Below are 25089 nucleotides of genomic sequence, written 5' to 3'. Positions count from 1 at the left end.
ATCTCCCCTCCAGATCGACCCCTCTAAAGAATAGGTCGATCCAGGTTAAGAAAGATGCGTCAGGCCGTGTGCAAATCGGGAGCGAACAGAAAATAGTCATAGGCTGCCCGCGCCACTTCCGCCATGATGCGGTCGCGCGCCGCGTGGCCGCGATGATCCTTCATCACGAATACCGAAATGGCGATCCTGCGGCCGTCAGGCAGCGTGATGATGCCGGTGTCGTTGCCCAGGCCGTTCAGCGTCCCGGTCTTGTGGGCAATGGGCGTACCGGGAGGCAGCATGCCGACCAGGCGCGCCTTGCCCGTCTTGCAGCGGGACATGATGCCCAGCAGCATGGCGGTGCTGGAACCTTTCAGCGCCTTGCCATGATGAATGGCGGATAGCAGGTCGTTCATCGCGCGCGGCGTGGATGTGTCGCGCGGGTCGGCGGCAAAGGCCATGTTGGGCAGGTCGCGCGCGTCGCGCTGCCGCGAGGACAGCACGGATTCCGCTTCATCGCCCGCGGCCCCGAAGTCGGCCTTGGCGCGGGCAAGTAGCTGGGCAGTATTGCTGTCCACCCGCTGGCCGCGAATGCCGATCGACTTGAGCCAGCCATGCACCGCCTGCGGCCCACCGGCGCGTGCGACCAGCGTATCGGTCGCCTCATTATCGCTGCGCGTGAGCATGAGGTCGAGCAGGGTCGTAACCGACAGCGGCGTGCCGAGGCGCGGCAGCTTTTCATCGAGGCGCAGCGTGCCCGCATCGGCGAGCGAGAGGATCTTGCCAGCCACCGCGACCTTGTAGATGCTGGCCATGGGGAAAAGCGTGTCGCCATTATATTGCAGCGTCTCGCCATTGTGCAGATCGCGTACGGCGATGCCGACCGTCCCGTCGCTGAGCGTCGCGAAGCGTGCAAATTCGCCGAGCAGCCGCGATTGCGCCGTCTGCTGCACCATGTCGGGCTTTGGCCCGAAGGCGTCGGCGGCAGGCAGCGGGGCCAGAAAGAGGCCAAAGCCCGCCAGAAGGGCGGCAACGGAAAAACGACGCGGCATGCACCTTCTTTCCCCGATTCGCGGCTGTGGGGCAAGGCCGTTTGCGCGGGTTGACAGGGCTTTGCCGGCCGGGTCATCACCGCACGCATGACGGAAACGATCAAGCTTCACGACAGTTGGCGCGCGCGCCTGCGCGAGGAATTCGACCGCCCCTATATGCAGGCGCTGAAACGGTTTCTGGAGGAAGAAAAAGCTGCGGGAAAGCGCATCTTCCCGAAGGGCGGCGAATATTTCCGCGCACTGGACCTGACGCCGCTGGACAGGGTCAGGGTCGTCATCCTGGGGCAGGACCCCTATCATGGCGAGGGACAGGCGCATGGCCTGTGCTTCAGCGTGCGTCCGGGGGTGCGGACGCCGCCATCACTCGTCAACATCTACAAGGAATTGAAAAGCGACCTGGGCCTGACGCCGCCGCGCCACGGCTTTCTGGAACATTGGGCGCGGCAGGGGGTGCTGTTGCTGAACAGCGTGCTGACGGTCGAGATGGGGCGCGCGGCATCGCACCAGAAGCGCGGATGGGAGCAATTTACCGACGCGATCATCCGCGTCGTCAATAGCCAGGCCGACCCCGCCGTGTTCCTGCTATGGGGCGCCTATGCGCAGCGCAAGGCGGCGTTCGTCGATCAGGACAGGCATCTGGTATTGAAGGCCGCGCACCCCTCCCCGCTGTCGGCGCATAACGGTTTCCTGGGATGCCGGCATTTTTCGCAGGCCAATGCCTTTCTGGAAGCAACGGGGCGCGGTGCGGTGGACTGGGCGTTGCCGGAATGCGAGGCCGGGTGACAAGGAGCAGCCGGCTCCCGCCGTTCACCGTTTTTGCGCGAACCAGATGACGTGGCGAGGCCCCTTGCCATTGTCGCGCGCCTTGACCGCGACTTCGTCCACATCAAAGCCTGCGTTGCGCAGGCGGCGGGTGAAGGGGTCGTCGGACCCGGCCGACCAGATGGCAAGGATGCCGCCCGGTTTCAGCGCCGCTTTCGCGGTGGCAAGACCGCTGGTTGAATAGAGCCGATCGTTGGCGGGTGCGGTGAGGCCGTCCGGGCCATTATCGACGTCGAGGAGGATCGCGTCGTAGCTTCCATGGGCGGAGGCTATTTCGGCAGCGACATCGCCTTCGATCAAGGTGACCCGGGGATCGTCCAGACAGCCCGCGGCCAGTTCGGCCATCGGCCCGCGCGCCCATTCGATGATCTTTGGCACCAGTTCGACCAGCATGATCCGCCCGCCCTGCCCCATTTCCGCCAGGGCGGCGCGCAGGGTGAAGCCCATGCCATAGCCGCCGATCAGCAGATGCGGCGCGCCCCGTCCTTTCAGCCGTTCCAGCGTCATGACGGCAAGCGCCTTTTCAGAACCGCTCATGCGGCTGCTCATCAACTCGTTGCGGTCGAGCACGATCATATGGTCGGCGCCGCGACGGTAGAGCTTCAATTCCTGTCCGCCGGGTACGGGGGCGGTGTCGATCAGTTCACGCGGTATCACGGCCATGTCCTTCCCTGGTCGGCCCCGCATGGCAGCTTGCTTGTGCGCACGCAAATCTTCAAAGGCTGGCGCAGGCGGCGCGACGCCCCTATCTCGCAAACAGTCCCCCCTTCCCCTTTCAGCAGGCAGTTCTTTTCCCGATGCGTTATTTCCTCGACACCGAATTCAACGGATTTGCGGGCGCGCTGATCAGCGTCGCGCTGGTTCCAGAGTTTGGCGACGACGAATTTTACGTGTCGCTGCCACTGGCGGAGGAGCCGCATGGCTGGGTCCAGCGCAACGTGATTCCCTATCTGCGCCATGTGCCGCCGGGGATCGACATGGAACTGGGCCGGGTGGAAGCGGCGCATCATCTGGCCGACTATCTGGCGGGCGATCCCGATCCGGTGATCGTGGCGGACTGGCCAGAGGATCTGGCGCATTTCTGCGCGCTGCTGGTGACCGGGCCGGGGCAGATGGTGGATATGAACGGGTTGCAGCTGCAACTGGTGAACGCGGCCGGATTCAGCGCGGCGGCGAACAGCCGTATCCCGCACAATGCGCTGCATGACGCGCGGGCGTTGCGGGATTTCTGCCTGGGGAATTGAGGGGCTGGGGTCAGTCCGGCGTGCGCAGGGGCATGAGGCCCCAGCGTTGGCTTCGCCGCCCTTCGGGTCGCTAGGGTGACGGGGGCGCCTGCACAGGACGCTGCCGCAAAATTAGCGAGGCCCGGTCCTGCTTGCGCAGGCCGGGCCTCATTCCCTCTCCAAACCGATATCAGAAATCAGCCGTCGTAGTCGCCGCCAACATTCTGGTTTCGTGGCGGAGCTGCGGCGGTGAGGCGCAGGGCCTCCGCGGACTGGGCGATCGAACCGATTTCGTCAGGCGTGTCGTCATCGTCGATCTGCACCTTCTGGAGCGAACCGATGAGCGAATCGTGCAATTCAGCCGGGAGAACCGTTTCTTCAGCGATCTCACGCAGGGCGACGACGGGGTTTTTATCGCGGTCGCGGTCCAGCGTCAGTTCGGCCCCGCCAGAAATCTCACGGGCGCGCTGCGCCGCAAGCAGGACGAGATCAAAGCGGTTGGTAACCTTGTCGACGCAATCTTCGACGGTAACGCGGGCCAAACGGGCGCTCCTGGTAACGGAATGAAAATCGTAAGGAGCGCGCCTAACAGCGGTCGCCCGACGAGTCAACGAAAAGCCCATAAAGCCGTGGCGCAACGCGACAATTAGAGGCATGAACGGGATATGGCGACGAACCGGCAGTCCCCCGCAGAGCGTGCTGAGACCGGGATCAGCCTGTCGATCCGGGGGAATCACCTGAAGGTGATCGAGTCCGGCCCTGCCCTGCGCGACGCGCTGATCGCCCTGATCGACGGGGCAAGGGAGAGCCTGAAACTCTATTATTACATCTTCGCGGACGACGAGAGCGGTCGGATGGTGCTCGACCGACTGATCGCGGCGCGCGAGCGCGGCGTTGCCGTCACGTTGATGATCGATGCGTTCGGATCGGCCGACACGCCAGTCGCCTTCTTTGATCCTTTGGTTGAGGCGGGCGGCCATTTCGGGCGCTTTGGCGCGCGGCGATCGACCCGCTACCTGATCCGCAACCATCAGAAGATGACGATCGCCGACAACCAGCGGCTGTTGCTGGGCGGATTCAATGTCGAGGATTCCTATTTCGGGCTGCCGCAGGACGATGCCTGGGCCGATCTGGGGCTGATCATCGACGGGCCGCAAGTGGTGGCGATGAGCAACTGGTTCGGGCAACTATGGCGCTGGGTTTCGACAAGGCGACAAAGTTTCCGCACGTTGCGGCGGATGGTGCGGCACTGGCATCCTTCCCTGCATCATGATCCGGGCGACCCGATACGCTGGCTGATCGGCGGGCCGACGCGCCGCTTGAGTCCCTGGGCGCAGGTGGTGAAGCATGACCTGGAACATGCCAGCCGGGTGGACATGATCGCCGCCTATTTCTCCCCTGGACGCGGCATGCTGAAACGGATCGCCCGGGCGGCTCGGCGGCAAGGCGCGCGGATCATATTGCCGTCGCGGTCCGACAACGGGGCGACGGTGGCGGCGGCCCGGCTGCTCTATGGTCCGCTGCTCAAGCGGGGGGTCGAGATATGGGAATATCAGACCTGCAAGCTGCACATGAAGCTGATCGTCATCGATGACGCGGTATTTATCGGGTCAGCCAATTTCGACATGCGCAGCCTGTTCCTGAACCTGGAGATCATGCTGCGGATCGAGGACAAGGCGCTGGCGCATGAGGTGCGGGATTTCATCAGCCGTCGTGCGGGCGAGAGCCGTCAAGTGACGCTGGAAAGCCACAAGGCCCAGCGCGGGGTGCTGACCCTGATCAAGCAGTGGATCAGCTATTTCCTGGTCGGCGTGCTGGATTACACCGTGACGCGGCGCCTGAATTTCCGCGACCCCGACGCGGATTGACCGCCGGGGCCACGAGCGCCGGTCACATGCTGATCGCGTTGCGGAACATCACGAAGGCGATGATCACCAGATAGATGCCGAAGATCCGTTTCAGGAGGCTAGCAGGCAGGCTGTGCGCGGCGGCAACCCCCAGCGGCGCGGTCAGGATCGACATGGAGGCAATCGCCAGCGTCGCTGGCATGTTGACGAAGCCGAGCGACCCCCAGGGCAGGCCGGTTTCCTTGAGCCCGATCAGCGCGAAGCCGATGGCGCTGGGAATGGCGATCAGCGTGCCGATGCCCGACGCCGTGGCGATGGCGCGGTGAATGGAGCGGCCGCACAGCGTCATCACCATGATCGCGATCGTACCGCCGCCAATGCCAAGCAGCGCGGAAAAGGTGCCAAGCCCTCCAGCGATGCCGACGCGAACAATACCCGATGGCATTTCTTCGCTGATCACTTTGCCTCCGACCTTGGGCAGAAGGAAGTTCAACGACATGAGGAACACGCCCACCGCGAAGATCATGGTCAGCACCTTGCCATCCACATGGCCCGCGAGCAGAACCCCTACCCCGTCGCCCAGGATAATCCAGGGCGCCCAGGCCTTCAGCACCTCAAACTCGACCGCGCCCCGCTTTGCATGCGCGAGCAGCGAGCGGATCGAGGTGACGATGATGGTGGCCGCCGACGTGCCGATCGCCACATGAGCGATTGCATCATGCGTGCCGCCCAGCAGCGGCAGGACCACGAACAAGGCGGGCACGACGACAAAGCCGCCCCCGATGCCGAAGATGCCTGCCGCAAAACCGGCGAACAGGCCCGCGCCCAGCATGGCGATCAACGGGATCAGCCAGTTGATGAGCTCGCCATGCATCAGCGCGCCTCCCTGCTGCCATGAGGATTTGGACGCAGCAGCGGGGCGGTTAAGAAAATGCATTCGACCATGACGTGATACCCAGGCCTCTCTTCGTCGGGATGTGCTTGGTTGGGGGCAGGGAACCAACTGCCTCCGACAAGCAAGACGAACGAGGTCGGGGAACCCGCAAGGACGCGGGAAAAGATTAGAAGCGCTTAGCCGCTATCCGCCAAGCGCTTCCTGTGCGGGGGTGTAGGGAAGGTCCAGCGCCTGCGCGACCGCTTCATAAGTGACCTTGCCGTCCCAGACATTGAGACCGGCGAGCAGGTGCGGATCGGACCGCAGCGCCTGTTTCCACCCCAGGTCGGCGATGCGCAGGGCATGGGGCAGCGTCACGTTATTGAGCGCATAGGTGCTGGTGCGCGCGACCGCGCCCGGCATGTTGGCGACGCAATAATGGACGATGCCGTCGATCACATAGGTAGGTTCGGCATGGGTCGTGGCATGGCTGGTTTCAAAACAGCCCCCCTGGTCGATCGCGACATCCACCAGCACGGCGCCCTTCTTCATCGTCTTGAGCATGTCCGCCGTCACCAGCTTTGGCGCAGCGGCGCCGGGAATAAGGACTGCGCCGATAACGAGGTCCGCGTCGGCCACGCATTCGGCAAGGTTGGCGCGATTGGAAAAGCGCGTCTTGGCCCGCGCCTCAAAATAGATGCCCAGCCTTTCGAGCACTTCGGGGCTGCGGTCCAGAATGGTGACGTCCGCGCCAAGGCCCGCCGCCATCTGTGCCGCGTTGAACCCAACGACGCCGCCGCCGATCACGCAGACCTTGGCCGGAAGCACGCCCGGCACGCCGCCCAACAGCACGCCGCGTCCGCCATTGGCCTTTTCCAGCGCGGTCGCGCCCGCCTGGATCGCCATGCGTCCGGCCACCTGGCTCATCGGCTTTAGCAGCGGCAGGCCGCCATGGTCGTCGGTCACCGTTTCATAGGCGATGCAGGTCGCGCCGGATGCGACCAGATCGCGCGTCTGCTCCGGATCGGGCGCGAGGTGGAGATAGGTGTAAAGGATCTGCCCCGGACGCAGCATCGCGCGTTCCTCGGGCTGCGGCTCCTTTACCTTCACGACCATCTCGGCCGAAGCGAATACATCCCGCGCGGCCGGCACGATTTCGCCCCCCGCCTTTGCATAGAGCGCGTCATGCGCGCCGATCCCATCACCCGCACCGCTTTCAACCAGCACCCGATGGCCATGAGCGGTCAGCTCATAAACGCTTTCGGGCGTCAGGCCGACGCGATATTCGTGATTCTTGATCTCCCGTACCGTGCCTACAATCATGTTTTCGCCTTTCCATCCCTTCAGCGCATATCGTCCAAAGGGATTTTATCGCAGGGCAAGCAACGATTGTTCCGGATTGGGGGCCGCAGCCGGAACGATATCCTTATCCGATATAGTCTGCCGGGACGGAATTACAGCAGCGGCGCCCAGAGCCGCGATTCTCCCGATCGCAATGAAAGTAACGCATCCCCTTGCCACCCGCCGCGACGCGCGATAGGGAGCCGCCTTCCAGTGCATGCGGAGCGGTGGCCGAGTGGTCGAAGGCGCTCGCCTGGAAAGTGAGTATACGTCAAAAGCGTATCGAGGGTTCGAATCCCTCCCGCTCCGCCACCACCCTGTCCTTTCACATCCGTTCCGAATCACGAAAGCCCAGCTTTTCTGCGGCTTTCAGCGTGATTCGCATCCACGTTCATCCCTGCCAGTCCACCGGTGACCGATTGGAAATGTGGGAAAGAATGTGGGAGATTTGGTGGCATGGGAAAGCTCTCCGCTACGGCTGTGAAGGCAGCAACACGTCCCGGGCGGCTCGGCGATGGCGACGGCCTGTTTCTTGTGGTTCAGCCTGGCGGCGGCAAGAGCTGGGTGTGCCGGGTGCAGAAGAATGGCAACCGGCGCGACTTTGGCCTGGGCAGCGCGTCCAAGGTCTCGCTGGCGACAGCCCGGGAGCGGGCACGAGAAATCCGCACCTGGGTCGAACTCGGGCTGGATCCGATATTCGAGCGGCGCAAGGCGCAGGGCATTCCCACCTTCCGGCAGGCGGCGGCGAGGGTGATCGCCGCCCACAGCAAGACCTGGCGGAACGAGAAGCATGAGAAACAGTGGCTCCAGACGCTCGAAACCTATGTGTTCCCGCAGATCGGCCATGTGCAGGTTCATGAGATTACAGGGCCCATGATCCGGAACGTGCTGTCGGATATCTGGCTCGCCAAGCCTGAGACAGCGCGACGGGTCCGGCAGCGGATCGGCACCGTTCTCGATTGGGCTTACGCCTCGGGTTATCGCGAGACTGAAGCGCCTATGCGCGCAATCACCAAAGGGCTTCCACGACAGCCCAAGAAGGAGGGGCATTTTGCAGCCATGGCCTATGCGAAGGTGCCCGCTTTCATGGTGAGGCTCGCAGAGCGAGAATCCTTTAGCCGGCTTGCGCTGCGCTTTGCGATCCTGACTGCTGTTCGATCGGGCGAAGTACGAGGCGCGGCGTGGGAAGAGTTCGACCTGGACGAGAAGCTGTGGACCATTCCGGCCGCGCGCATGAAGGCGGCGCGCGAGCATGTCATTCCCCTGTCTGCACCGGCGCTTGCGATCCTGGAGCGATGCCGGGACCTGCGGATCGGATCGCGGTCGCTCGTGTTCCCTGGAGCCAGAGGTGATGCACCGATGAGCGACATGACGCTCACGAAATTGCTTCGCGAGATGAAGGAGGACGTGACCGCCCACGGATTTCGCTCGGCTTTCCGGGACTGGGTCAGCGAGGAAACCAATCACCCTGGCGAAATCGCAGAGGCGGCCTTGGCCCACCGGGTCAAGGACAAGACAGAAGCTGCGTACCGGCGCGGAAATCTCCTTGAGAAGAGGCGAAAGCTGATGGACGAATGGGGAGCATACTGTCTGAAGCGATAACCGATGGCCTCGATAACCGATGGCCTCAGTACCGACGGCTTAATGCGCGCCCCATTACCGAGGCTGCGCATTCTTTGCCAGCAAGCCAGCTATTCGTTCACTTTCGTCTGTTAGGCGGTCATCCAGTGCCATTCCGACTTCCATAAACGTGACCATGTCATTTGGAACTGACCGTCGGCGCAGGCTTGCTGTTCTGATTGATGCGAACAACGCATCTTCGCGCATCGCTGCTGGCCTTTTCGAGGCATCAATCAGGGTCGGCAACCGGACTGATCGTTGACCAGATGCTGTCGCGCGGACCAGCGGCAGCCCGCCGCGCGGCAGCGCGTGCCGAGAAGAACAGAAGCACCGCGAGCAGCACCGCCGTGATATCCACCAGCATCAATGCGGGTGCATCATACCAGCCAGTACCCGCGATCAGGCTCGCGACCGGCACGCACAACATTGCCACTGCGCCTAACACAGCCAGTTCGACACCCGATCGCGCCGCCCCGCGCACCAGCGCCCAGCCGGTCGCGATCAGGAAGACTGCATAATAGATGGCGCTGTGCATGCCATAGCTGGCATGGCCACCCAGCAGCTTGGCCGCCGCCAGCGTCACCGAAATGCCGGCAATGCTGCCCAGTGGCACACCCACGGTCAGCGCGCCCAATATGCGGGTCGTCCGCGTCTGTTCGACCGCGCCCGCCTTGCGCTCCTTCTTGCGGCGCGCTTCCACCCAGAGGAGATTGCCGGTGTAGAAGAGGAAGGCACCAGCCAGCCCCAGCAGGAAGTAGGCCCAGCGGATCGTAGCGCCGCCGAAATTGCCGAAATGTAGGGCAAATAAACTGGTGATCGTCGCCGACCAGCCATCCTGCATCCCCGGCATATAGTCCGTGCTCTTGATCGCGCCGGTCTGCGGATCGATCCCGGCCATGCCATAGGTCGGCGCGCGCAGGCCATAACGGGCATCGCTGCCCTGCACCCGCAGCGCCGGCAGGCCGCCACGCCCCTGGCCATAGACCAGCGTTTCGGGCGTGAAGCCGTGCGCCTGTTCGCGCACGCGGGCAACGATCTGGGCCGGCGTCAGGGTGGCGGGCGGCGATCCCTCGGCCGGGGCCGACAGGCTCGGCCGCGCTCGCTCTGCGCCGCTGCCAAAGGCCAGCCCCTGTGCCCCGTAAAACTGGTCGTGAAAGGCGAAGACGACAGCGGTCAGCGCCATGATGATGTGGAAGGGCAAGCTGAACAGGCCCAGCACATTGTGGACGTCCAGCCACATGCGCTTCACATTCCTGCCGATGCGCAGCGCAAACAGGTCGCTTACCAGGCTGGGCAACAGCACGACCAGCCCCGACACCAAAGCAATGGTGTAGAGCAGCGCGATCGCGCCCATGATCGGCATGGAAATCTCGTGATCGAAGGGCAGGCCGACCTGCTGGTGCAGCACGTCAATCAGTTGCGCGACCTCGGACGGTCCCTGGCTTTCGACCTGCAGCGCGCCGTCCGCTGCCAGCGAGGCATAATAACGCTGGCCGCCGTCATGCTCGTCCGCTTCGCCGCGCACCATCCATGTCATCCGCGCCGGATGGGCGGCATCGATGGCGAGGTTGATGTCGTAGCCCTTGGCCGCCTCGGGATGGGCGGCCAGAACCTTTGCGACCAGTTCCGGCGTCCGTTCGAGCGAAGGGGCTGGCGCCAAAGTTGGCGGGGGCGAGGCCCAGCGCTGCAAGGGCAGTTCGAACATGGTCAGCGCCCCGGCGCAAAAGGCGATGAACAGGCAGAGGCCGGAAATGATGCCGACCCACCCATGCACTTCCTTGTACATCTTCACGACGTCGCTCGGCAGTTTCACGGTCGCAGCCCTCCCATCAGCAGCACCGGCACCCAGACCAACAGATTGGCGGCGGCCAGCCACAGCCAAGCGCGCAGCCCCGACTGAAACAGGAAGCAGAAGCTCAACGTCAGCGCCCAGACCGGCGACATCAGCCACATAGCGAACTGCCCTTTGGTGGAGAAATAGCCCTCCCCCACGTCCATCAATTCGCGGAACAGGCCGGCGCAGCCGAGCGCCAGCGTGAAGCCCAGGATGAAGGCGGCCGACACCTTGCCGAACCAGTCACGGCTGGTCAGCGGCCTGCGCGATCGGATCCTGCTCATCGCTTGTCCTCCGCCGCGCCACCCTGCCAGGCGATGATGACAGGCACCACCGACCAGACCGTCATCACCAGCGTCAGGACGATGAAGATCCCCGTCGCCACCCCGGCCCAGCCGAGCAGCAAGCCGGTGCCGAGGATCAGCAGCGCCACGCCGCCCCATCCGGCAAGGCGCGGCGGACAGGGCAGCCGCCCCATCTGCTGATGCGGCGCCGCCAGATAGAGCAGCATCGCCGCCAGGCCGACTAGCAGCCCGCCAAGGATCGCAACAATCATTTTGATTCCGTTCCAAATGCTACGGCAATTCCGTCCGCCATCATCGCCATCATCGTCGATCCATGACTGTGCCCCGGCAGCAGCCGGAACTGCGCATCGACGCCATGGGCCGTGAACAAGGCGGCCATCCTGTCACCTTCGCTGTCGCCCTTGGTCGGGCCGCCCTCCCGGTCGCCACTGGCCGCCAGCAGCCTCTTGCCCGACGCGGGCGCCATGCCCTCGACCGCCTGCTCGACCAGTCCATTGCCGAACCAGAAGGACGGGCTGACCGCGACATAGCGGCTGAAGGGCGCGCCCTTGGCCAGCGCGTGCAGCGCCAGCAGCCCGCCAAAGCTGTGGCCCATCAGCGTCTGTCGGCTGGCGTCGATCTTCCAGCGCGCCGCGATCTGTGGCCGGGCCTGCTGCTCGATGAAGCGCAGGAAGGCATCGGCGCCGCCGGTCGGCAGGCCACTCGCCGGCGCACCGGCGGGAATGGCATAGCCGGGCGCTGCCGGCGTATAATCGAACACCCGTCGCGCCAGCGGACCGGAATCGATCGCTACGATCAGCGCCGGTCCGATCCCTGACCGTGCGCCGGCGCGCGCCAACCGACGCGCGGTGATCGCCGCGATCGGGAAATTATCTTCGCCATCCAGCATCCACAGCAGCGGCCAGCCGCCAGCGGGTGGCTCGCCCTCCGGCCAGGCGACAAGCACCCGATAGGCATGGCCATCGGGCGACCTGATGGTCAGCACGTCGGATCGTTCCAACTGCCATGGTGCCGCCACCGCAGGCGACGACGCCACGCCCGGCGCCATCGTCAGCAGGCCAAGCGCCGCAAGGGCCGACAGCCGCCTCACCAGTTGAATTGCAGGCGGGCGGTGAGGCTGCGGCCCTGGCCATAATAGCAGGCGGATACGGCGCTACAGGTCGCAACATAACGCTTGTCGGCAATGTTGCGGCCGTTGATCGAGAAGGTCATGCCCTCCAACGCATCCGATGCCTTGCCCAGGTCATAACGGATGAACAGGTCGAACAGCGCATAGTCGGGAATGCGGAGCGAATTGGCGGTGTCGCCGACGCTCTTGCCGGTGTAGCGCACGCCGCCGCCAAAGCCGAGACCGGCGAGAGAACCGCCCTCGATCGTCTGGTTGAGGAAGAGCGAGGCCATCCATTCGGGTATCTGCGGCAATTCATTGCCGACCTGCCCCGCCGTATTCGACTTGGTGACCTTGCTGTCCATGCGCGTTGCGGTTGCGATCACCGCCATTCCCCAGGGCAGCGTCGCCTTGCTCTCGAACTCCAGACCGCGCACCCGGCCTTCACCGGTCTGCACCTGACAGATGGAGGTACCGCACAGCGTGCCCGCCGGATCGGGCGTGGTCATGTTCTGCTGGGTGACCTGATAGGCGCCCAGCGTCACATAGATATTGTCTCCATACTGGTAACGGATGCCTGCTTCATATTGCTGGCCGGTCGTCGGCTTGAACGGTTCGCCGCTCAAGCTGGTGCTCGGGTCGCTGACCTGCGGCTGGAAGCTTTCGGAATAGCTGGCATAGGGCGCCAGACCATTGTCGAACATGTAGACGGCGCCAGCCCGCCAGGTGAAGGCGTCACTCTTGGTGATGTAGCGATTCCTGGTGACGGGATTGTAGCTATTGTCTTTCGCCCAGTCCTGTCGACCGCCCACCGTCACCCGCAGCTTGCCTAGATTGATCTGGTCCTGCAGATAGACGCCAGCCTGTTTGCTGACGGTTTCGGCGTAGATCTGCGGCGACATGTTGCTGGCGAAACCAGCCGATCCGCGCGACACCGGATTGAAGATATCGAGGATCGGCAGCACCAGCGAGGAGCTGACCAGATCGCGATAATGCTCCCATTCGGTATGGAAATAGTCGAAGCCGCCGAGCAGCACATGCTCCACTGGACCGGTACTGAACTTGGCCTCCAGCTGGGTGTCGGTGGCAAGGCCGTCGCTCTCGCCCTTGCCCTGCACCGCGCGGCGGCTGATCGTCTGGCCGGGAATGCAACCCGCTATGCTCGATGGGCAGGTAGTCAGCGTATTCCCCGACAGCACGACCACGCGATAGAGCGTGTCGAGATGGGTATAGCGGCTGTTGTTGCGGATCGTGATCGCGTCGTTGAACTCATGTTCGAAGAAGGATCCGATCAGATATTGGTTGCGGTCGAAGGTATTCCAGTCCGGCTCGCCCAGATTGTCGTCATTGGCGATATATTTGCCGTTGCTGAGATAGAGCGCGCCCAGCGCCGGCAGGAACTGGAAGGTCGAACCGCCCTCGTCCCGCTGATATTGGCCCAGGATCGTCCAGGTCGTCGCATCATCCGGCTTCCAGATCAGGCTGGGGGAGATATAGCGGCGGCCGATGGTGACATCCTCCACCTGCGTATCGCCATAGCGCGACAGGCCGACGATCCGCCCCGACAGGGTCGAGGTGATGGGGCCGCTGACGTCTGCCGCCGCCTGATAATTCCAGTTGTTCAGATCGGTCGTCCCGATCGCCTGAAGCATGAAATTGGCGTGGAATTCGTCAGTCGGCCGCTTGGTGACGATATTGACGAGCCCACCGGGCGCGGTCTGGCCATAGAGCGCGCCCGAAGGCCCCTTGAGCACCTCAATCTGTTCGAGTGCATAGGAATCGAAGCCCGGTCGCGTCCATTGCCCACCGGAGGGCAGGCGCAGGCCATCGACGAAATTATTGTTGGACGAAAAGCCGCCCGCGCCGAAACCGCGCACCGACACTTCGTCGACACGGCTGTCCACGCCCCAGCTTTCCGACTGCACACCGGCCGTATAGGCCAGCGCATCGGCGATCGTCGGGGAAGCGCGCAGGTTGATCTCCTCGCGGCTGACGATCGAGATCGACTGCGGCGACTCTATGATCGGCGTAGCGCTCTTGGTCGTCGATATGGCCGACGATTGGCCGGTCGCGGTAACGATGATGATGTCGTCGCGGTTCGCTTCCGCAGGCGCCGCCTGGGCATAGGCGATGGTAGACGTACCCGCCAGAATGAGGGCGGTGGCGATGGAAATTCTGCGCATGACTATCCCCTAAATTTGGGGATCAGCTAATGCGAATCGGTCGCGTTAGCAACCGTGGAAATATTTCAGCTTCTTTGCAGGATGTTGCAAAATGCCAATCGCACTTCGAAAACCGACCCTTTGTCGCCGTTTAGCGCCTTACTTCCTGCTCTCAACTGCGGGCAGGCAGCTTTCCCATTCCACGTCCTCTACGAGGGGTTGATGCTGGCGCTGTCGAAGAGGCCTTCGGTATCGAACGGTGATTGTAAGAGTCATCAAACACTTGCTTATATCAGAGCCGCAGACATTATGGCACAAATCTCAGGGGGTGTTGTGCGTTTCACGATTTCTGTTTGCCTGGCGAGCGTGCTTGCCGGATCGACCGCTTATGCAGTTGGCAGCAAGATCCAAATTGGGTCTGAGCCCAAATGGGCCGTCCAGTCCGAACCTATGCCTGTTCCCGCCGATGCCGCAGGCGCGGTTTTCATCCGCCGACAGGACACCGAGGTTCATCTCGATGACAAGGGACAGCTGCTCTACAACGGCTACCGCATCAAGATCCTACATCCCAACGCGCTGCAGCTCGGCAATCTATCGCTGGCCTGGAATCCGGCCGCTGGTTCGCCTGTCGTCCATGCAATAAAGATCCATCGCGAAGGCCAGGCTACCGACTTATTGAAGACGGCTTCGTTCGAGATACTTCGTCGAGAAGACCAGCTTGAAGCGGCAAGGCTGGACGGCAATCTGACGGCCGTTTTGCGTGTGCCTGATCTCAGGTCGGGGATGAAATCGAGTTTGGCGCAACGCTCCGTGCGAGTGATCCCACCTTGGGGAAGAACGATGCCGGCCTGCTTCTCCTCGCCGCCGAGCCGGCAGCCGGCCGATATCATCTTCGTCTAAGTTGGGAGGAAAAGAATAAGCCTATCGTCAAGATGACCAGCGATATGATGACTGTGGCTGAACAGGGCGCGAATGCGATCGATTATCGGTTCGACAACCCTGGCGTCTTGACGCCGCCCAAGGATGCGCCCCCTCGCTATCTGTGGCAGCGGGTCGTCGAATATAGCAGCTCCGGCAACTGGCGGGACATATCGCGCCTTTTTGCACCGCTATTTGCCAATGCTTCCAGTCTGAGCGCTAACTCCTCGCTCAAGCCGGAGGCCGCCCGTATCGCCGCGGCCCATGTAAAGTCGCTCGACCGCGCTGCCGCTGCGCTGAAAATGGTGCAGCAGGATGTCCGCTATATTTATGTCGGGCCGAATGGCGGAAATCTGACGCCGGCAGGAGCCGATGAGACATGGCAACGCCGTTACGGCGATTGCAAGGCCAAGACTGCTCTGCTGTTGGCACTGTTGCGTGAGCTAGGCGTCGAAGCCGAGGCGGTGCTGGTGAATAACAGTGGCACTGATGATGGCCTGGATCAGCGGCTGCCCAGCCCACGCATGTTCGATCACTGGTGGAAACAATAGAGCAAGGTGGCGAATCCCGCGCATTGAGTTATAAGGCAGAGGATGCTCGATGCTGATATGGCTTTTACAGCCCCTCGACCGGCCAGGCCGGAAATACTCAAAATCCACGGTCCGTTCAAGAATCTCAAGCGGATCACCATGACGGCTTTAGCATCTCAAGGTGGTCATTCAGGCTGAAAAGAGACTTCGGATCCATGGCAGATCGCCTCCAATGGCTACCTACTCAATGAATCACGAATGCCCTAAATCCGCCAGAGTTTTTGCGGGTATCCAGCTTATGTTCCCCTTCGTTGAAGGAACTTCCAACTTCGCCCCGCTAAAGGGCTACATATAACACGCTACGCTGCTCCACCCGTCATTCCCGCAAAGCGCGTTCGTGCAGGGGTCGTTTGAGACGGCATTATAAGCCGCCCCAAAAAATCAGTCGGCAAAATCAGCTACAAAAAGAGCGTAAAGGCTCTTCACTCCGGACATGTAATTCCCAAGCCTGAGATTTTCATTGGCTGCATGCTGATTATTGTCGGCGTTCACCAGTGGTATGAGCAGGATCGGAACCTTGAGCCCATCGGCAAGCGGTTTGGTGGGCACGCCGCCACCCATGATCGGAATGCGGACGGGATCCTGACCGAATGCGTCTGTGAAGGCAGACGCGGCCCATTTGCCGACGGCAGCGTCGAGCGGCGTCATGAGGGCAGGCATGCCGCCGCCTCCCTTGATCGCGGCGATCAGGGGGAACTTGCTCCGTTCTTCATCGGTCGGCTCGCCATCGACAAGATGATAGCCCTGGGCTTCCACCCATTTGCGGACAAGTGCGATCTGGCGTTCGGGCGGCGTGCCTGGCACAGTGCGGGAACTGACGCTGGCGGTTGCGAAGGCTGGAATGACGGACCGCCTGCTGCCAGGCTGCCCCGATATCATCGAGGTGATGTTGAATGTGGGATAGTTCATCGCCTCCTGATAATTGTCGCCAACCTTCTCATTGCGGGCGATGCCGATGCGCGCGCGAATGGCTGCCTCATCATCCGGGACGGCCGCCAATATCTTCTTCATGGCAGGACTCATGTCCACGCCGTCATAGAAGCCGGGAATGAGCACCCGGCCATCCATGTCGCGCATGGTCGAGAGAAGATGAGCAAGGGCAAAGCTGGGATCCGGCAGGAAATTTCCGAAATGCCCGCTATGAGCGTCGTTATTGCCGGCAAAGACGGTGAGGTCGAACCCCATGCCGCCGCGGTGACCGAAGACGAGCGTGGACTTGTTGCTGGGATGCATGGGGCCATCCAGCATGACGACGGCATCGGCCTTTAGCAGTTCCAGATTATTCTGGACGACGTCCTTGAGCGTGGGCGGCCCACCTTCTTCATGGGAATCGATGATGATCTTGATGTTGATCCCTGTGGCCTTGCCTTGGGCTTTGAGGGCGTCCATCGCGGCCATGAGCATCATGATAGGCGCCTTGTCATCGGCGGCCGACCGGGCGAACAGCCGCCACTCGGGATCGATAGCTCCGCCCTGAGCGATCTTCTCGATAGGGATGGGAGCAAGTTTCCCATCGGTCCCTCTCCGTTTTAGCACCGGCTGAAATGGATCGGGCTGATCCCAGTCTTTCGGGAATACCGCCTGGCCGTCCATATGGGCGTAGAAGAGCACGGTCTTGCGTTTGGGGGAGGCGCGGGGCGCCTGCGCAAAGACCATCGGCGTCTCGCCATCGGCAAGCTGCCGCGCTTCAAAACCATGCCGCTTGAAAGCCGCTTCGACCCAGTCGGCATTCTTGCGCATGTCCGCCGTCGACTTATGCATGACATTGGGGAGCTTCAGAAACTCCACGAATTCAGGCAGCGTGCGCGTGGCCGCGGCCTGTGTCGCATCGCTTTCCTTGGGCGTCAGCGCAAGGGCGGAGCAGGGAAGCGTTGCTGCGATGAGGCAGGTCGACCAGATTTTGCATGTTTTGAACATGGGGCTTCCCGTGCTGGATTTGGTCTGATCAGAAGGATTTGCGAATGGTTGCATACCAGTAGCGCCGCTGCGGCTGATAGAGCGATGCGAGATAGCCGCTGGTTGCAAGGGGCGGCCGCTCATTGGTGAAGTTGCGGGCGCCAAGCTGGATCGAGGTCGTGCCGCCGAGACCATCCTTCTTGAGCGTATATTGGACGTAGAGATTGCCGGTCAGTTGAGAATCCACGACATAGGGATTGGCGTTCGCGTCAAAGACCGTCGATTGCTCCACCGACCCGATATATTGGGTGAACAAGCCCACCTGCACCGGCCCCTTGTACCAGGTCAGCGTACCCGAATAGCGCCAGCGCGGATGACCGTCCTGCCGAACCAGATCGGCTGCACCGGTCACGCCGATTGCGCCATTGATCTCACCGCCGGCGATCGCGTCCAGCAGCGACTGCACCTGCGCCGAGGCGGATTGATAATATTTGATCAGCTTGGACGCATTGAAGCTCAGGGTGAAGCGCCCGGCCGGGGTTGTTGGAGACGCGTAGTTGAAACCGAAGTCTATGCCCTGCACGTCCAGCGGCAGAAGATTCTCGTAGCGGGAGTCCACATAGAGAATGTCGCCCGTCGGCGTGATGCCTGTGCCCGCATAGCGCGCGATATCGTCGGCCGTGGCCGCCGCTCGCACGACATTGGGGTTACTGGAGCCATTCACGCGCGCGAGATAGTCGAGCGCGATCTCGGTGGCATCCGAGAGGATGCCAACCGAACTCTTCTGCTTGATACGCCAGCGATCGACGGTCAGCGTCACCTTGCCAAGACCGCCGGGCAGCGGCGGGGTCAGCACGGCGCCAAGCGACCAGCTCGTCGACTCCTCCGGCTTGAGTTCGCTGTTGCCGTCGCGGCGCTGCTGCACGGCAAAGCTTCTTGTGCAGCCTGAGAAACTGCTGATCCGTCCGGCGCGCAGGTCCGCCTCGCACTGAACATAGTCGGTGCGGCTGTTGACGCCTTCCGACACCGGGGTGTTGATGACCTCCAAATTGGGGGCGCGGAAGCCGCCGGAGATGGAACCGCGAAGCCGGATCCCATCAAGCAGATCCCAGAAGCCGGCGAGCTTCGGCTTGGCCACGTCTCCGACGTCGCTGTAGTGTTCGTAACGGCCCGCGAGCTGGAATTCGAGCGCGTGGAACATCGGGATTTCCATTTCCGGCGTGAAGACCGGGACGGCGAGTTCCGCATAGGCGGAGAAGACCGTGCGCTTGCCATAGATGTCCGGACGATAGCTGGCGCCAAGAAGGTCGCTGGAATAGCTGACGCCAGTGACGGAATCCACGAACGGCGTTGACCCGTCCTGCAGGGCGTCGCGATCATCCTTGTAGGTTTCCCGACGAAATTCGATGCCGGCCGCGATGCCGATCGGTGCGCCCCAAAGGTCGATGAGCTGGGCGTTCGATACCTTGGCGTCCCACAGGGCAAGGGTCGTCTTGTTGCGACGGGTCGAGGTGACGATGAAGCTGTCGATCGTCGACTGGGCCGATGGCGTCGTATCCAGACCGCTTGGATTGGATGGATCGCCGCCGCTGAACGGATTATAAGCGTCAGCAGTCGTTCGGTTGATCGCCGCCTGGAGCAGGCTGTTGCTGATGGCATCTCCGGAGTCCTTGACTGTGGCTTCCGAATAGAGCGCTGCCGACTCCCAGTCCCAATTGCCCATCTCGCCTTTGAGGCCGCCGAGCAACCGGAACTGCTGGTTGGTCACGTTGACCTGGCGCATGCCTGCGTCGCGGATCGAGAGGTTCACCGTGGTAAGATTGAGACCCTCTGCCGGTGCATCGATGCCGGGCAGGCGATTGACGGAACCGACCGCGCCAAACGGGTTCCAGTAGGCGCTGGAGGATATGGTGATCGGTGTCGTGGCGAGCAGCGTGCCGGGCGTCGTATAACCCTTCGATTTTGCTCGGTAGTAGCCCAGTTCGCTGAAGAACTTGACGCTGTCGCTCAGCTCATAGTTGATGAACGAAAAGACATTGAAGCGCGTCGTCGACGGCGTTACCGTGATGTCCGGGAAAGACGCGCTGTTGTCCGCCCGGAGGTTGCGATCCGCAGCACCGGTTATGACTCCGTCATCGATACAGATGCCCGGAGCCGTGGACAGGTTGATCTGGCAGCCGGCATTGGTCTGTGGCTGGATGTGAAAGACGCCGGCTGCGCTAGTAACCAGCGTGCCATTGCTACGCACGGCCAAACCATTTTGCGTACGGAATGCGCCCCAGGACGAACTGGTCGAACGGGTGTCGAAGGCCGTGTTCCCCTCGAAGGCCGTACCTTCGACAAAGGATCGCAGATCATTGGTCGCGGTATAGTCCTGGTCGCCGACTTCCAGCGCCGTCCTGCGCGTGAAATTGGCCATAAGGCTGATATTGCCACGGCCGCCAGAAAAGTCTGATCCATATTTGCCGTTAAACTGGAATTCGCGCATGCCCGTGCCTTCAGCGCCGCCGTAGGTCGCGTCCAGCGAGAGGCCGGTATAATCAGTCGACAGGACATTGTTGACCACGCCGGCAACAGCATCGGACCCATAAAGCGCCGCAGCGCCATCGCGCAGAACTTCCACCCGTTCCAGGCCACCAACGGGGACCGCGTTGACATTATAGGTCAGCACTGGCGTACCATTGCTGGTCTGCGAGGTCGGGTGCAGCACCATCCGCCTCCCGTTCAGGAGAACGAGGGTGTTGCCCTGTTCAAGGCCACGCAGGCTGACCGAAGCCACATCGCCCCGCGCGGCGTTGGGGCTGCCGCCGCCGAGTGTCTGCTCGTTGAATGTCATGTCGCTTGCCTGGGGCAGCGTACGAAACAGGTCGTTCGCGGACACAGCGCCCATGGCGGCTATGTCTTCCTTGCCCACGACAGATACCGGCAGGGCGCCCGTCGTCTTCGCGCCGCGGATCTGGCTACCCACAACCACGATCTCGTCTACCGGTGGGGGCGGCGCCTCAGCCGCCTTGGGAATCATTCCTGCCGCCGGTTGCAACGCGGCGAGCTGGACCGGTCTGGCGAGCGTGAAGCGCGAGATTGCCATTGCTTCACCCTTGCGGGCGGTAAGCGCGATGACCCTGCCTCGGATCGACGCTATCCGCAGCGGCGTGTCGCTCAGCAGGAGATTGAGGGCGTCCTCGGCGGAAAGGGAGCCCGACAGTGGCTTCGACCTCAGATCCGCGACGCTTCGTGAAGGGAAGAGCAGTCGATAGCCCGATTGCTTCGCAAATAGTTGCAGGGCACCCGATACCGATTGCGAGGGAATGTTAAAGCGGTGGTCTTCGGCATTCGCCTGAACTGTGGAACAGGCGAGTGAAACGAAAGCGCAGGTCGCAAGCAAAGAATGCGAAAAAGCGAGTGAACGGCGTCGCATGGAATGTGATCCCCCTGTTTCACCTCTCCATCTGTTGTCGTTCTTTTTGCTCTCCCCTATTCTGACGGATGGCCTGCCGGCTCCCCCTACAAGCCGTGTCTAAAATTATTGAATTTTTGTGACTGGACATCTGCCTGCGCAATCGCTTCCTTCGTGGACAGGAGGGGATCGGCTTTCCGAGGGGGAAGAAACGTGGGCGATCCATCAGAAAAGATCCGATGGTTTCAGGAAGTGATCCTGCCCTGCCAGGGGCTGGTGCGCGGCCGGCTGCGCAGGATCCTGCCTCAACATGTTGATCTCGACGACATTCTCGCTGAAGTTCTCACACGCGCTTACGCCGTCGATGATTGGCGACAGATCCGTAATGGCCTTGCGTTCATGCATCGGATCGCACGCAACCTGCTGGTCGACCAGGCCCGCAGGGATGCCATCGTCTCCTTTGACTATATGGCCGATCTGGAAGAACTGGGCCGAACGGTCAGTTACGATGGCATGCTCAATGCGCGTGACGAGTTGAGGCGACTGGAAAAGCTTGTGAAAACGCTGCCCGCACGGCAGAAGCGCGCATTCATTCTTAGAAGGGTTGAAGGATATTCCATAGCGGATGTGGCAGCGGAGATGGGTTTGTCCGTCTCTACAGTAGAGAACCATTTGAGCCGGGCGCTTGCTTATATTGCCCGTGGAACAATGGACAGCGAAGATCATGACGTCGAACAATTTTCAACCGGACAAAGTGCAGCGCAAGGCGATCGAGGCCGAAGCCGCACGTTTGGTCGTCCTGCTTGAAAACAGTACCGATCCCGCCGATCGTGATGCCGCTCATCGCTGGATAGCAAGCCATCCCTACCATGCTGTCGCCTATGCATCCGCCGCCGATATCTGGAAGAAAGGCGAACGCATTCGTCTCCGGGCTGACGAACAAGGCTTGAGCGACGAAGACTCGATCGCGGATGGTGGCGAGGGGCCACTTCAAGCGAGCGGCGTACCTGCTGTTGCTCGTGCCTCCGCCATGTCCCGTCGCGCGGCTACGACTGCCATGCTCAGTACCGCGGCGGCAGCTGTTGCCGGTATTGGAATTGCCCGACATTTCGCGCTTTTTGGTGACCATCGCAGCACGAAGAAGGGGCAACGCGAGATCGCCCGCCTGATGGACGGTTCTTCCATCTCCATGAACGGAGACACCAGCCTCGATGTCCTGATGGACGGAAACAGCCGCAAGGTCCGACTGCTGCGGGGTGAAGCCATGTTCGACGTTGCCAGGGATGAGAAGCGCCCCTTCTTCGTCGACCTTGGCGACAGTGAAATCAGGGTGCTCGGCACCAAGTTCAATATCCGGCGCAAGGAAGGGGCGACGGAGTTGGCGGTTACCGAAGGGGTCGTGCTGGTGACAAATAACGGCGCTGCGCCGGTCAACGTCCATGCCGGTTCATCGGCGCTCATTCAGCCCGGCATTGCCACGACGCTCATCCAGGATCGTGCACTCGTACAACAGCGCGTGGCATGGACCGAAGGCTTTCTGGAATTTGAGGACAAGCCCCTCGATGAGGTTGTCGAGGAATTCAACAGATACCGGAAGAGCCCGCTGGTGATAGGAGATCCCCGGATCGCGGGAACTCTGATTACGGGACGGTTCGGGCTCGGAGAAAGCGATGAATTCGTTCTGGCCCTGGAGAGCAGTTTCGACATCAAGGCTTCGGAAGGAGGCAACGGATCAGTTGTTCTGGTGCAAGCGAATTAACCCTTTGCAGAATGCCCGCTATGCGGATGTCGTATTTTTTACTGCGAAGGTCTGATTTGGATCGACTGCCGCCGAGATATCAGACAGTCCACACCAAGCGCGCGAAAATCGGGAGCTGGCCACGTTTATGATTCAGGCGGCTGTAGCTCCCACTTCATATGTCTACCTGCATAAGGTTACGACATAGGTGTTCCTGCGAACCCGAGACCACCTTTGTTGCAATTGGACCATCTTCCATTCAGTAACCTTTTGCCCATATGTACCCAATGGACAGTTGGCACTTGTGATGGTAAAAATTCCTGAGCTTCAAGGTTTTTTGGTGTATTATCAGCACCTTGTCAAGATTGCCGGGTGACCGTAGGTCACCAAGGCTCCCCGTTCAGGGGAGTTTTTACGTTTTTCCAAGCACTTGCCGGTTCTTGAGCGAAAATCGCTGCTTGGACGCATTTCCACTCCTTGGCTATCAATCTGAAATAAAGCCTTTTTCTATCCTTCCTCAGTTCGAATCCGGTAGGGTGTGTGGCTTGATCTCGCCCCTTCTCTGCCGCTCACAAGTAAGCGTGGGCTGCAGGCCGCAGATCAGGCGGCTTGGGCGATCGGTTGCTGATCTTGCCGTCAGTTCCAGGGCATGAGTTCATCTCAGCGGGCAGCGGGCCAGCCGCCAGCGATCTTGGCGATGACATCGGCGATATAGGCCTGCGGTTCGAGGCCATTGAGCTTTGCGGTCTCGATGACGGAGTAGATGGCAGCGGCGCGATCGCCGCCTGCCTTTGAGCCGGCGAACAGTCAGTTTTTACGGCCCAGGGCCACACAGCGCATGGCGCGCTCCGCGATGTTGTTGTCGATCTCCAAGCGCCCATCGTCGAGGAAGCGCGTAAGCGCGACCCAGCGTTTGCGGCCATATGCCATTCCCCGACGTATTGAAGTTGCCCCGTGCTACCCTGGGTGAGTGCGTCCATGATTGGACGAAGGTTAGGGCGCCACGGATGGCTTTCGCTCCCGCTTTCGCAATTGGGCCGCCGATTGCACCGGCTGTACGCATCAGATCGCTGAGATGGCTTTGGCTCAGACCATCGAAAGCAAGGTGGAGCGGGCCTATCGGCGCGGCGATCTTTTCGACAAGCGGCGGCGGCTCATGGACGACTGGGCGGCCTATTGCTGCAGCGGAGGCGCGGATGGAGGCAACGTGACACCGATCCGCGCACATAGTTCCATCTGAACCTCACGGGCAGCTTGGCACCAATGCTGGATAGGGAGTAACAGTGCTTCGCTGCCCATTCCCAGAAAGGATCGCCATGCCATTTTCCCGACGGTTCGTTGCATTCACCAGCGTCCTCTTGTCCGCGTGCGCGCTCGCCGGGACAAAACCGTCTGCTTCCAATTCAACTTCCGCGCTTGCTACCGCCGCGCGCACCCAGGATGCGCGCGCGCTTTCTTATGTCGAAAAGGAATGTAGCGGTTGTCATGCACTGCGACCGGGAGTTGAGCCGCCCAATCCGCAGGCGCCCAGCTTTGTGACGGTAGCGAATGGCATGGGCTTCACAGAGGAGAAGCTGCGCGAGTTCTTTCAGGACGGACACGATGACCCGATGGCGATGTCGATCCACCTCACCGAGGACGAGGCTAATATGGCCGCAGCTTACATTATGTCACTTCGCTCGCCCCGCTGATATTACGCGACGGCTTGCCAAAATTGGCTGAACTTGGCGCTTCAGGCGAAGCTGGGTAATAGATCCGCGACCTACTGACAAAATTTACAAAACCGTCATAACATTTAGCGAAGCTAGGCGGGCAGCGCCAGGTGCTTTCTCAACGTTTTCCCCGTGGCCAGTAACGGCCATAGGAGAAATACGATGGGAATGTCTGAATATGACCCCGGCGCTAATGATCGCGTGGCATGGAACGCAGGGCGGAAAGTCGGAGCCAAGCGTCCGTTGAAGCCGCGGCAAGTCTGGGCGATCCGCTTTTTTCTCGACCAGCACCGTCGCGTTCGAGATCGCGCCTGTTCGTCCTGGCGATCGACAGCAAGCTGCGCGGTTGTGACGTGGTCAAGATCAAAATCGGCGAGCTAGTACTGGGCGGACAGATCCGAACACGTGCTACCGTGATCCAGCAGAAAACAGGCCGACCTGTGCAGTTCGAACTTACGGCGGATGCCCGTCACAGCCTTCTGGCATGGCTGGACCGTCGAGGGGTTACCCTCGACGATTTCGCCTTTCCCAGTCGCATCGACCACGCAGCTCATCTGAGCACCCGTCAGTATGCGCGTTTGGTCGATGAGTGGGTGACTGGCATAGGCTTCGCCAAGAAGTATATGGCACACACACGCTCCGGCGTACAAAGGCGTCGATCATCTACACAT

Annotated in this window: 22 protein-coding genes, 1 tRNA gene and 2 pseudogenes; 12 read left to right on the top strand and 13 right to left on the bottom strand. The window is 61.5% G+C overall.

The window, feature by feature from the left end; all coding sequences use genetic code 11:
* Positions 1-59: 59 nt before the first annotated feature.
* The gene (locus K663_RS03695; RefSeq protein WP_062114229.1) at positions 60-1031 is read right to left on the bottom strand and encodes a serine hydrolase; all 972 of its coding nucleotides are present in this window, start codon (positions 1029-1031) and stop codon (positions 60-62) included.
* An 87-nt stretch (positions 1032-1118) separates the two neighbouring features.
* Between K663_RS03695 and ung the strand changes: the two genes are divergently transcribed.
* Entirely contained in the window at positions 1119-1814 is a 696-nt protein-coding gene (gene ung, locus K663_RS03690) for a uracil-DNA glycosylase (RefSeq protein ID WP_062114226.1), read from the top strand.
* A gap of 24 nt (positions 1815-1838) precedes the next feature.
* Here the strand turns inward: ung and K663_RS03685 are convergent, their stop codons facing one another.
* Positions 1839-2510 (bottom strand): spermidine synthase, encoded by a 672-nt coding sequence (locus K663_RS03685; protein ID WP_145902312.1) that lies wholly within the window; start codon positions 2508-2510, stop codon positions 1839-1841.
* A gap of 140 nt (positions 2511-2650) precedes the next feature.
* On the opposite strand from K663_RS03685, the gene K663_RS03680 reads away from it, so the two are divergent.
* Positions 2651-3097 (top strand): hypothetical protein, encoded by a 447-nt coding sequence (locus K663_RS03680; RefSeq protein ID WP_037464963.1) that lies wholly within the window; start codon positions 2651-2653, stop codon positions 3095-3097.
* A gap of 176 nt (positions 3098-3273) precedes the next feature.
* On the opposite strand, the gene rpoZ is transcribed toward K663_RS03680, so the two are convergent.
* Positions 3274-3618: a DNA-directed RNA polymerase subunit omega gene (gene rpoZ, locus K663_RS03675; protein ID WP_037464961.1), complete on the bottom strand. Its 345-nt coding sequence runs from the start codon at positions 3616-3618 to the stop codon at positions 3274-3276.
* Positions 3619-3741: 123 nt separating this feature from the next.
* On the opposite strand from rpoZ, the gene K663_RS03670 reads away from it, so the two are divergent.
* Entirely contained in the window at positions 3742-4944 is a 1203-nt protein-coding gene (locus tag K663_RS03670) for a phospholipase D-like domain-containing protein (RefSeq protein ID WP_062114220.1), read from the top strand.
* Positions 4945-4966: 22 nt separating this feature from the next.
* Here the strand turns inward: K663_RS03670 and K663_RS03665 are convergent, their stop codons facing one another.
* The gene (locus K663_RS03665) at positions 4967-5797 is read right to left on the bottom strand and encodes a sulfite exporter TauE/SafE family protein (RefSeq protein ID WP_062120254.1); all 831 of its coding nucleotides are present in this window, start codon (positions 5795-5797) and stop codon (positions 4967-4969) included.
* Positions 5798-6001: 204 nt separating this feature from the next.
* Positions 6002-7120 carry an alanine dehydrogenase gene (gene ald, locus K663_RS03660; protein ID WP_062114217.1) on the bottom strand — a complete coding sequence of 373 codons (1119 nt, stop codon included), beginning with the start codon at positions 7118-7120 and terminating at the stop codon, positions 6002-6004.
* A gap of 239 nt (positions 7121-7359) precedes the next feature.
* Between ald and K663_RS03655 the strand changes: the two genes are divergently transcribed.
* Positions 7360-7450 (top strand) — tRNA-Ser (locus K663_RS03655).
* A gap of 144 nt (positions 7451-7594) precedes the next feature.
* The gene (locus K663_RS03650; RefSeq protein ID WP_062114214.1) at positions 7595-8740 is read left to right on the top strand and encodes a tyrosine-type recombinase/integrase; all 1146 of its coding nucleotides are present in this window, start codon (positions 7595-7597) and stop codon (positions 8738-8740) included.
* A 247-nt stretch (positions 8741-8987) separates the two neighbouring features.
* Here K663_RS03650 and K663_RS03645 read toward each other — a convergent pair whose 3' ends face one another.
* Genes K663_RS03645 through K663_RS03625 form a run of 5 tightly spaced genes read right to left on the bottom strand, consistent with a single transcriptional unit; the run spans position 8988 to position 14188 of the window.
* Positions 8988-10571 (bottom strand): PepSY-associated TM helix domain-containing protein, encoded by a 1584-nt coding sequence (locus K663_RS03645; protein WP_062114212.1) that lies wholly within the window; start codon positions 10569-10571, stop codon positions 8988-8990.
* A complete protein-coding gene (locus tag K663_RS03640) occupies positions 10568-10876 on the bottom strand; it encodes a hypothetical protein (RefSeq protein WP_062114209.1) in 309 nt (102 codons plus the stop codon). The genes K663_RS03645 and K663_RS03640 overlap by 4 nt, the downstream gene beginning before the upstream one ends.
* A complete protein-coding gene (locus K663_RS03635; protein ID WP_062114206.1) occupies positions 10873-11148 on the bottom strand; it encodes a hypothetical protein in 276 nt (91 codons plus the stop codon). Before K663_RS03635 ends, K663_RS03640 begins: the two co-directional genes overlap by 4 nt.
* Positions 11145-11987: an alpha/beta hydrolase gene (locus K663_RS03630; protein ID WP_062114203.1), complete on the bottom strand. Its 843-nt coding sequence runs from the start codon at positions 11985-11987 to the stop codon at positions 11145-11147. Before K663_RS03630 ends, K663_RS03635 begins: the two co-directional genes overlap by 4 nt.
* Entirely contained in the window at positions 11984-14188 is a 2205-nt protein-coding gene (locus K663_RS03625) for a TonB-dependent siderophore receptor (RefSeq protein ID WP_062114200.1), read from the bottom strand. Before K663_RS03625 ends, K663_RS03630 begins: the two co-directional genes overlap by 4 nt.
* A 201-nt stretch (positions 14189-14389) precedes the next feature.
* Here K663_RS03625 and K663_RS24790 point away from each other — a divergent pair, with 201 nt between their 5' ends.
* Together K663_RS24790 and K663_RS24785 are read left to right on the top strand one after the other, a co-directional pair.
* Complete coding sequence (locus K663_RS24790; protein ID WP_235589506.1) at positions 14390-15067, top strand: DUF3857 domain-containing protein; 678 nt, start codon at positions 14390-14392, stop codon at positions 15065-15067.
* A gap of 44 nt (positions 15068-15111) precedes the next feature.
* Positions 15112-15636: a transglutaminase domain-containing protein gene (locus K663_RS24785; RefSeq protein WP_235589505.1), complete on the top strand. Its 525-nt coding sequence runs from the start codon at positions 15112-15114 to the stop codon at positions 15634-15636.
* A 420-nt stretch (positions 15637-16056) separates the two neighbouring features.
* Here the strand turns inward: K663_RS24785 and K663_RS03615 are convergent, their stop codons facing one another.
* Both K663_RS03615 and K663_RS03610 read right to left on the bottom strand, forming a co-directional pair.
* Positions 16057-17592 carry a M20/M25/M40 family metallo-hydrolase gene (locus K663_RS03615; protein ID WP_062114197.1) on the bottom strand — a complete coding sequence of 512 codons (1536 nt, stop codon included), beginning with the start codon at positions 17590-17592 and terminating at the stop codon, positions 16057-16059.
* A gap of 28 nt (positions 17593-17620) precedes the next feature.
* Entirely contained in the window at positions 17621-20659 is a 3039-nt protein-coding gene (locus K663_RS03610) for a TonB-dependent receptor plug domain-containing protein (protein WP_235589504.1), read from the bottom strand.
* Positions 20660-21181: 522 nt separating this feature from the next.
* On the opposite strand from K663_RS03610, the gene K663_RS23200 reads away from it, so the two are divergent.
* Both K663_RS23200 and K663_RS03600 read left to right on the top strand, forming a co-directional pair.
* Positions 21182-21775, top strand: coding sequence for an RNA polymerase sigma factor (locus tag K663_RS23200; protein WP_158511149.1), 594 nt, complete (start codon positions 21182-21184; stop codon positions 21773-21775).
* Positions 21723-22727, top strand: coding sequence for a FecR family protein (locus K663_RS03600; protein WP_158511148.1), 1005 nt, complete (start codon positions 21723-21725; stop codon positions 22725-22727). The genes K663_RS23200 and K663_RS03600 overlap by 53 nt, the downstream gene beginning before the upstream one ends.
* 639 nt (positions 22728-23366) lie before the next feature.
* Here the strand turns inward: K663_RS03600 and K663_RS23195 are convergent.
* Positions 23367-23624, bottom strand: a pseudogene (locus K663_RS23195) (IS66 family transposase); the annotation flags it as partial.
* A gap of 157 nt (positions 23625-23781) precedes the next feature.
* Between K663_RS23195 and K663_RS23190 the strand changes: the two are divergent.
* From K663_RS23190 to K663_RS23185, 3 genes and pseudogenes are all read left to right on the top strand, one after another.
* Positions 23782-23946: a hypothetical protein gene (locus K663_RS23190; RefSeq protein ID WP_201026669.1), complete on the top strand. Its 165-nt coding sequence runs from the start codon at positions 23782-23784 to the stop codon at positions 23944-23946.
* Between the two features lie 76 nt (positions 23947-24022).
* A complete protein-coding gene (locus K663_RS23800; protein ID WP_145902225.1) occupies positions 24023-24397 on the top strand; it encodes a c-type cytochrome in 375 nt (124 codons plus the stop codon).
* Between the two features lie 183 nt (positions 24398-24580).
* Positions 24581-25085, top strand: a pseudogene (locus K663_RS23185) (tyrosine-type recombinase/integrase); the annotation flags it as partial.
* Between the last annotated feature and the right edge of the window lie 4 nt (positions 25086-25089).

Source organism: Sphingobium sp. MI1205 (genome assembly GCF_001563285.1).
In the GTDB taxonomy this organism is placed as follows: domain Bacteria; phylum Pseudomonadota; class Alphaproteobacteria; order Sphingomonadales; family Sphingomonadaceae; genus Sphingobium.
The sequence above is the reverse complement of the archived record's forward strand: the minus strand, read 5'-3'. Positions and strand labels throughout refer to the sequence as shown.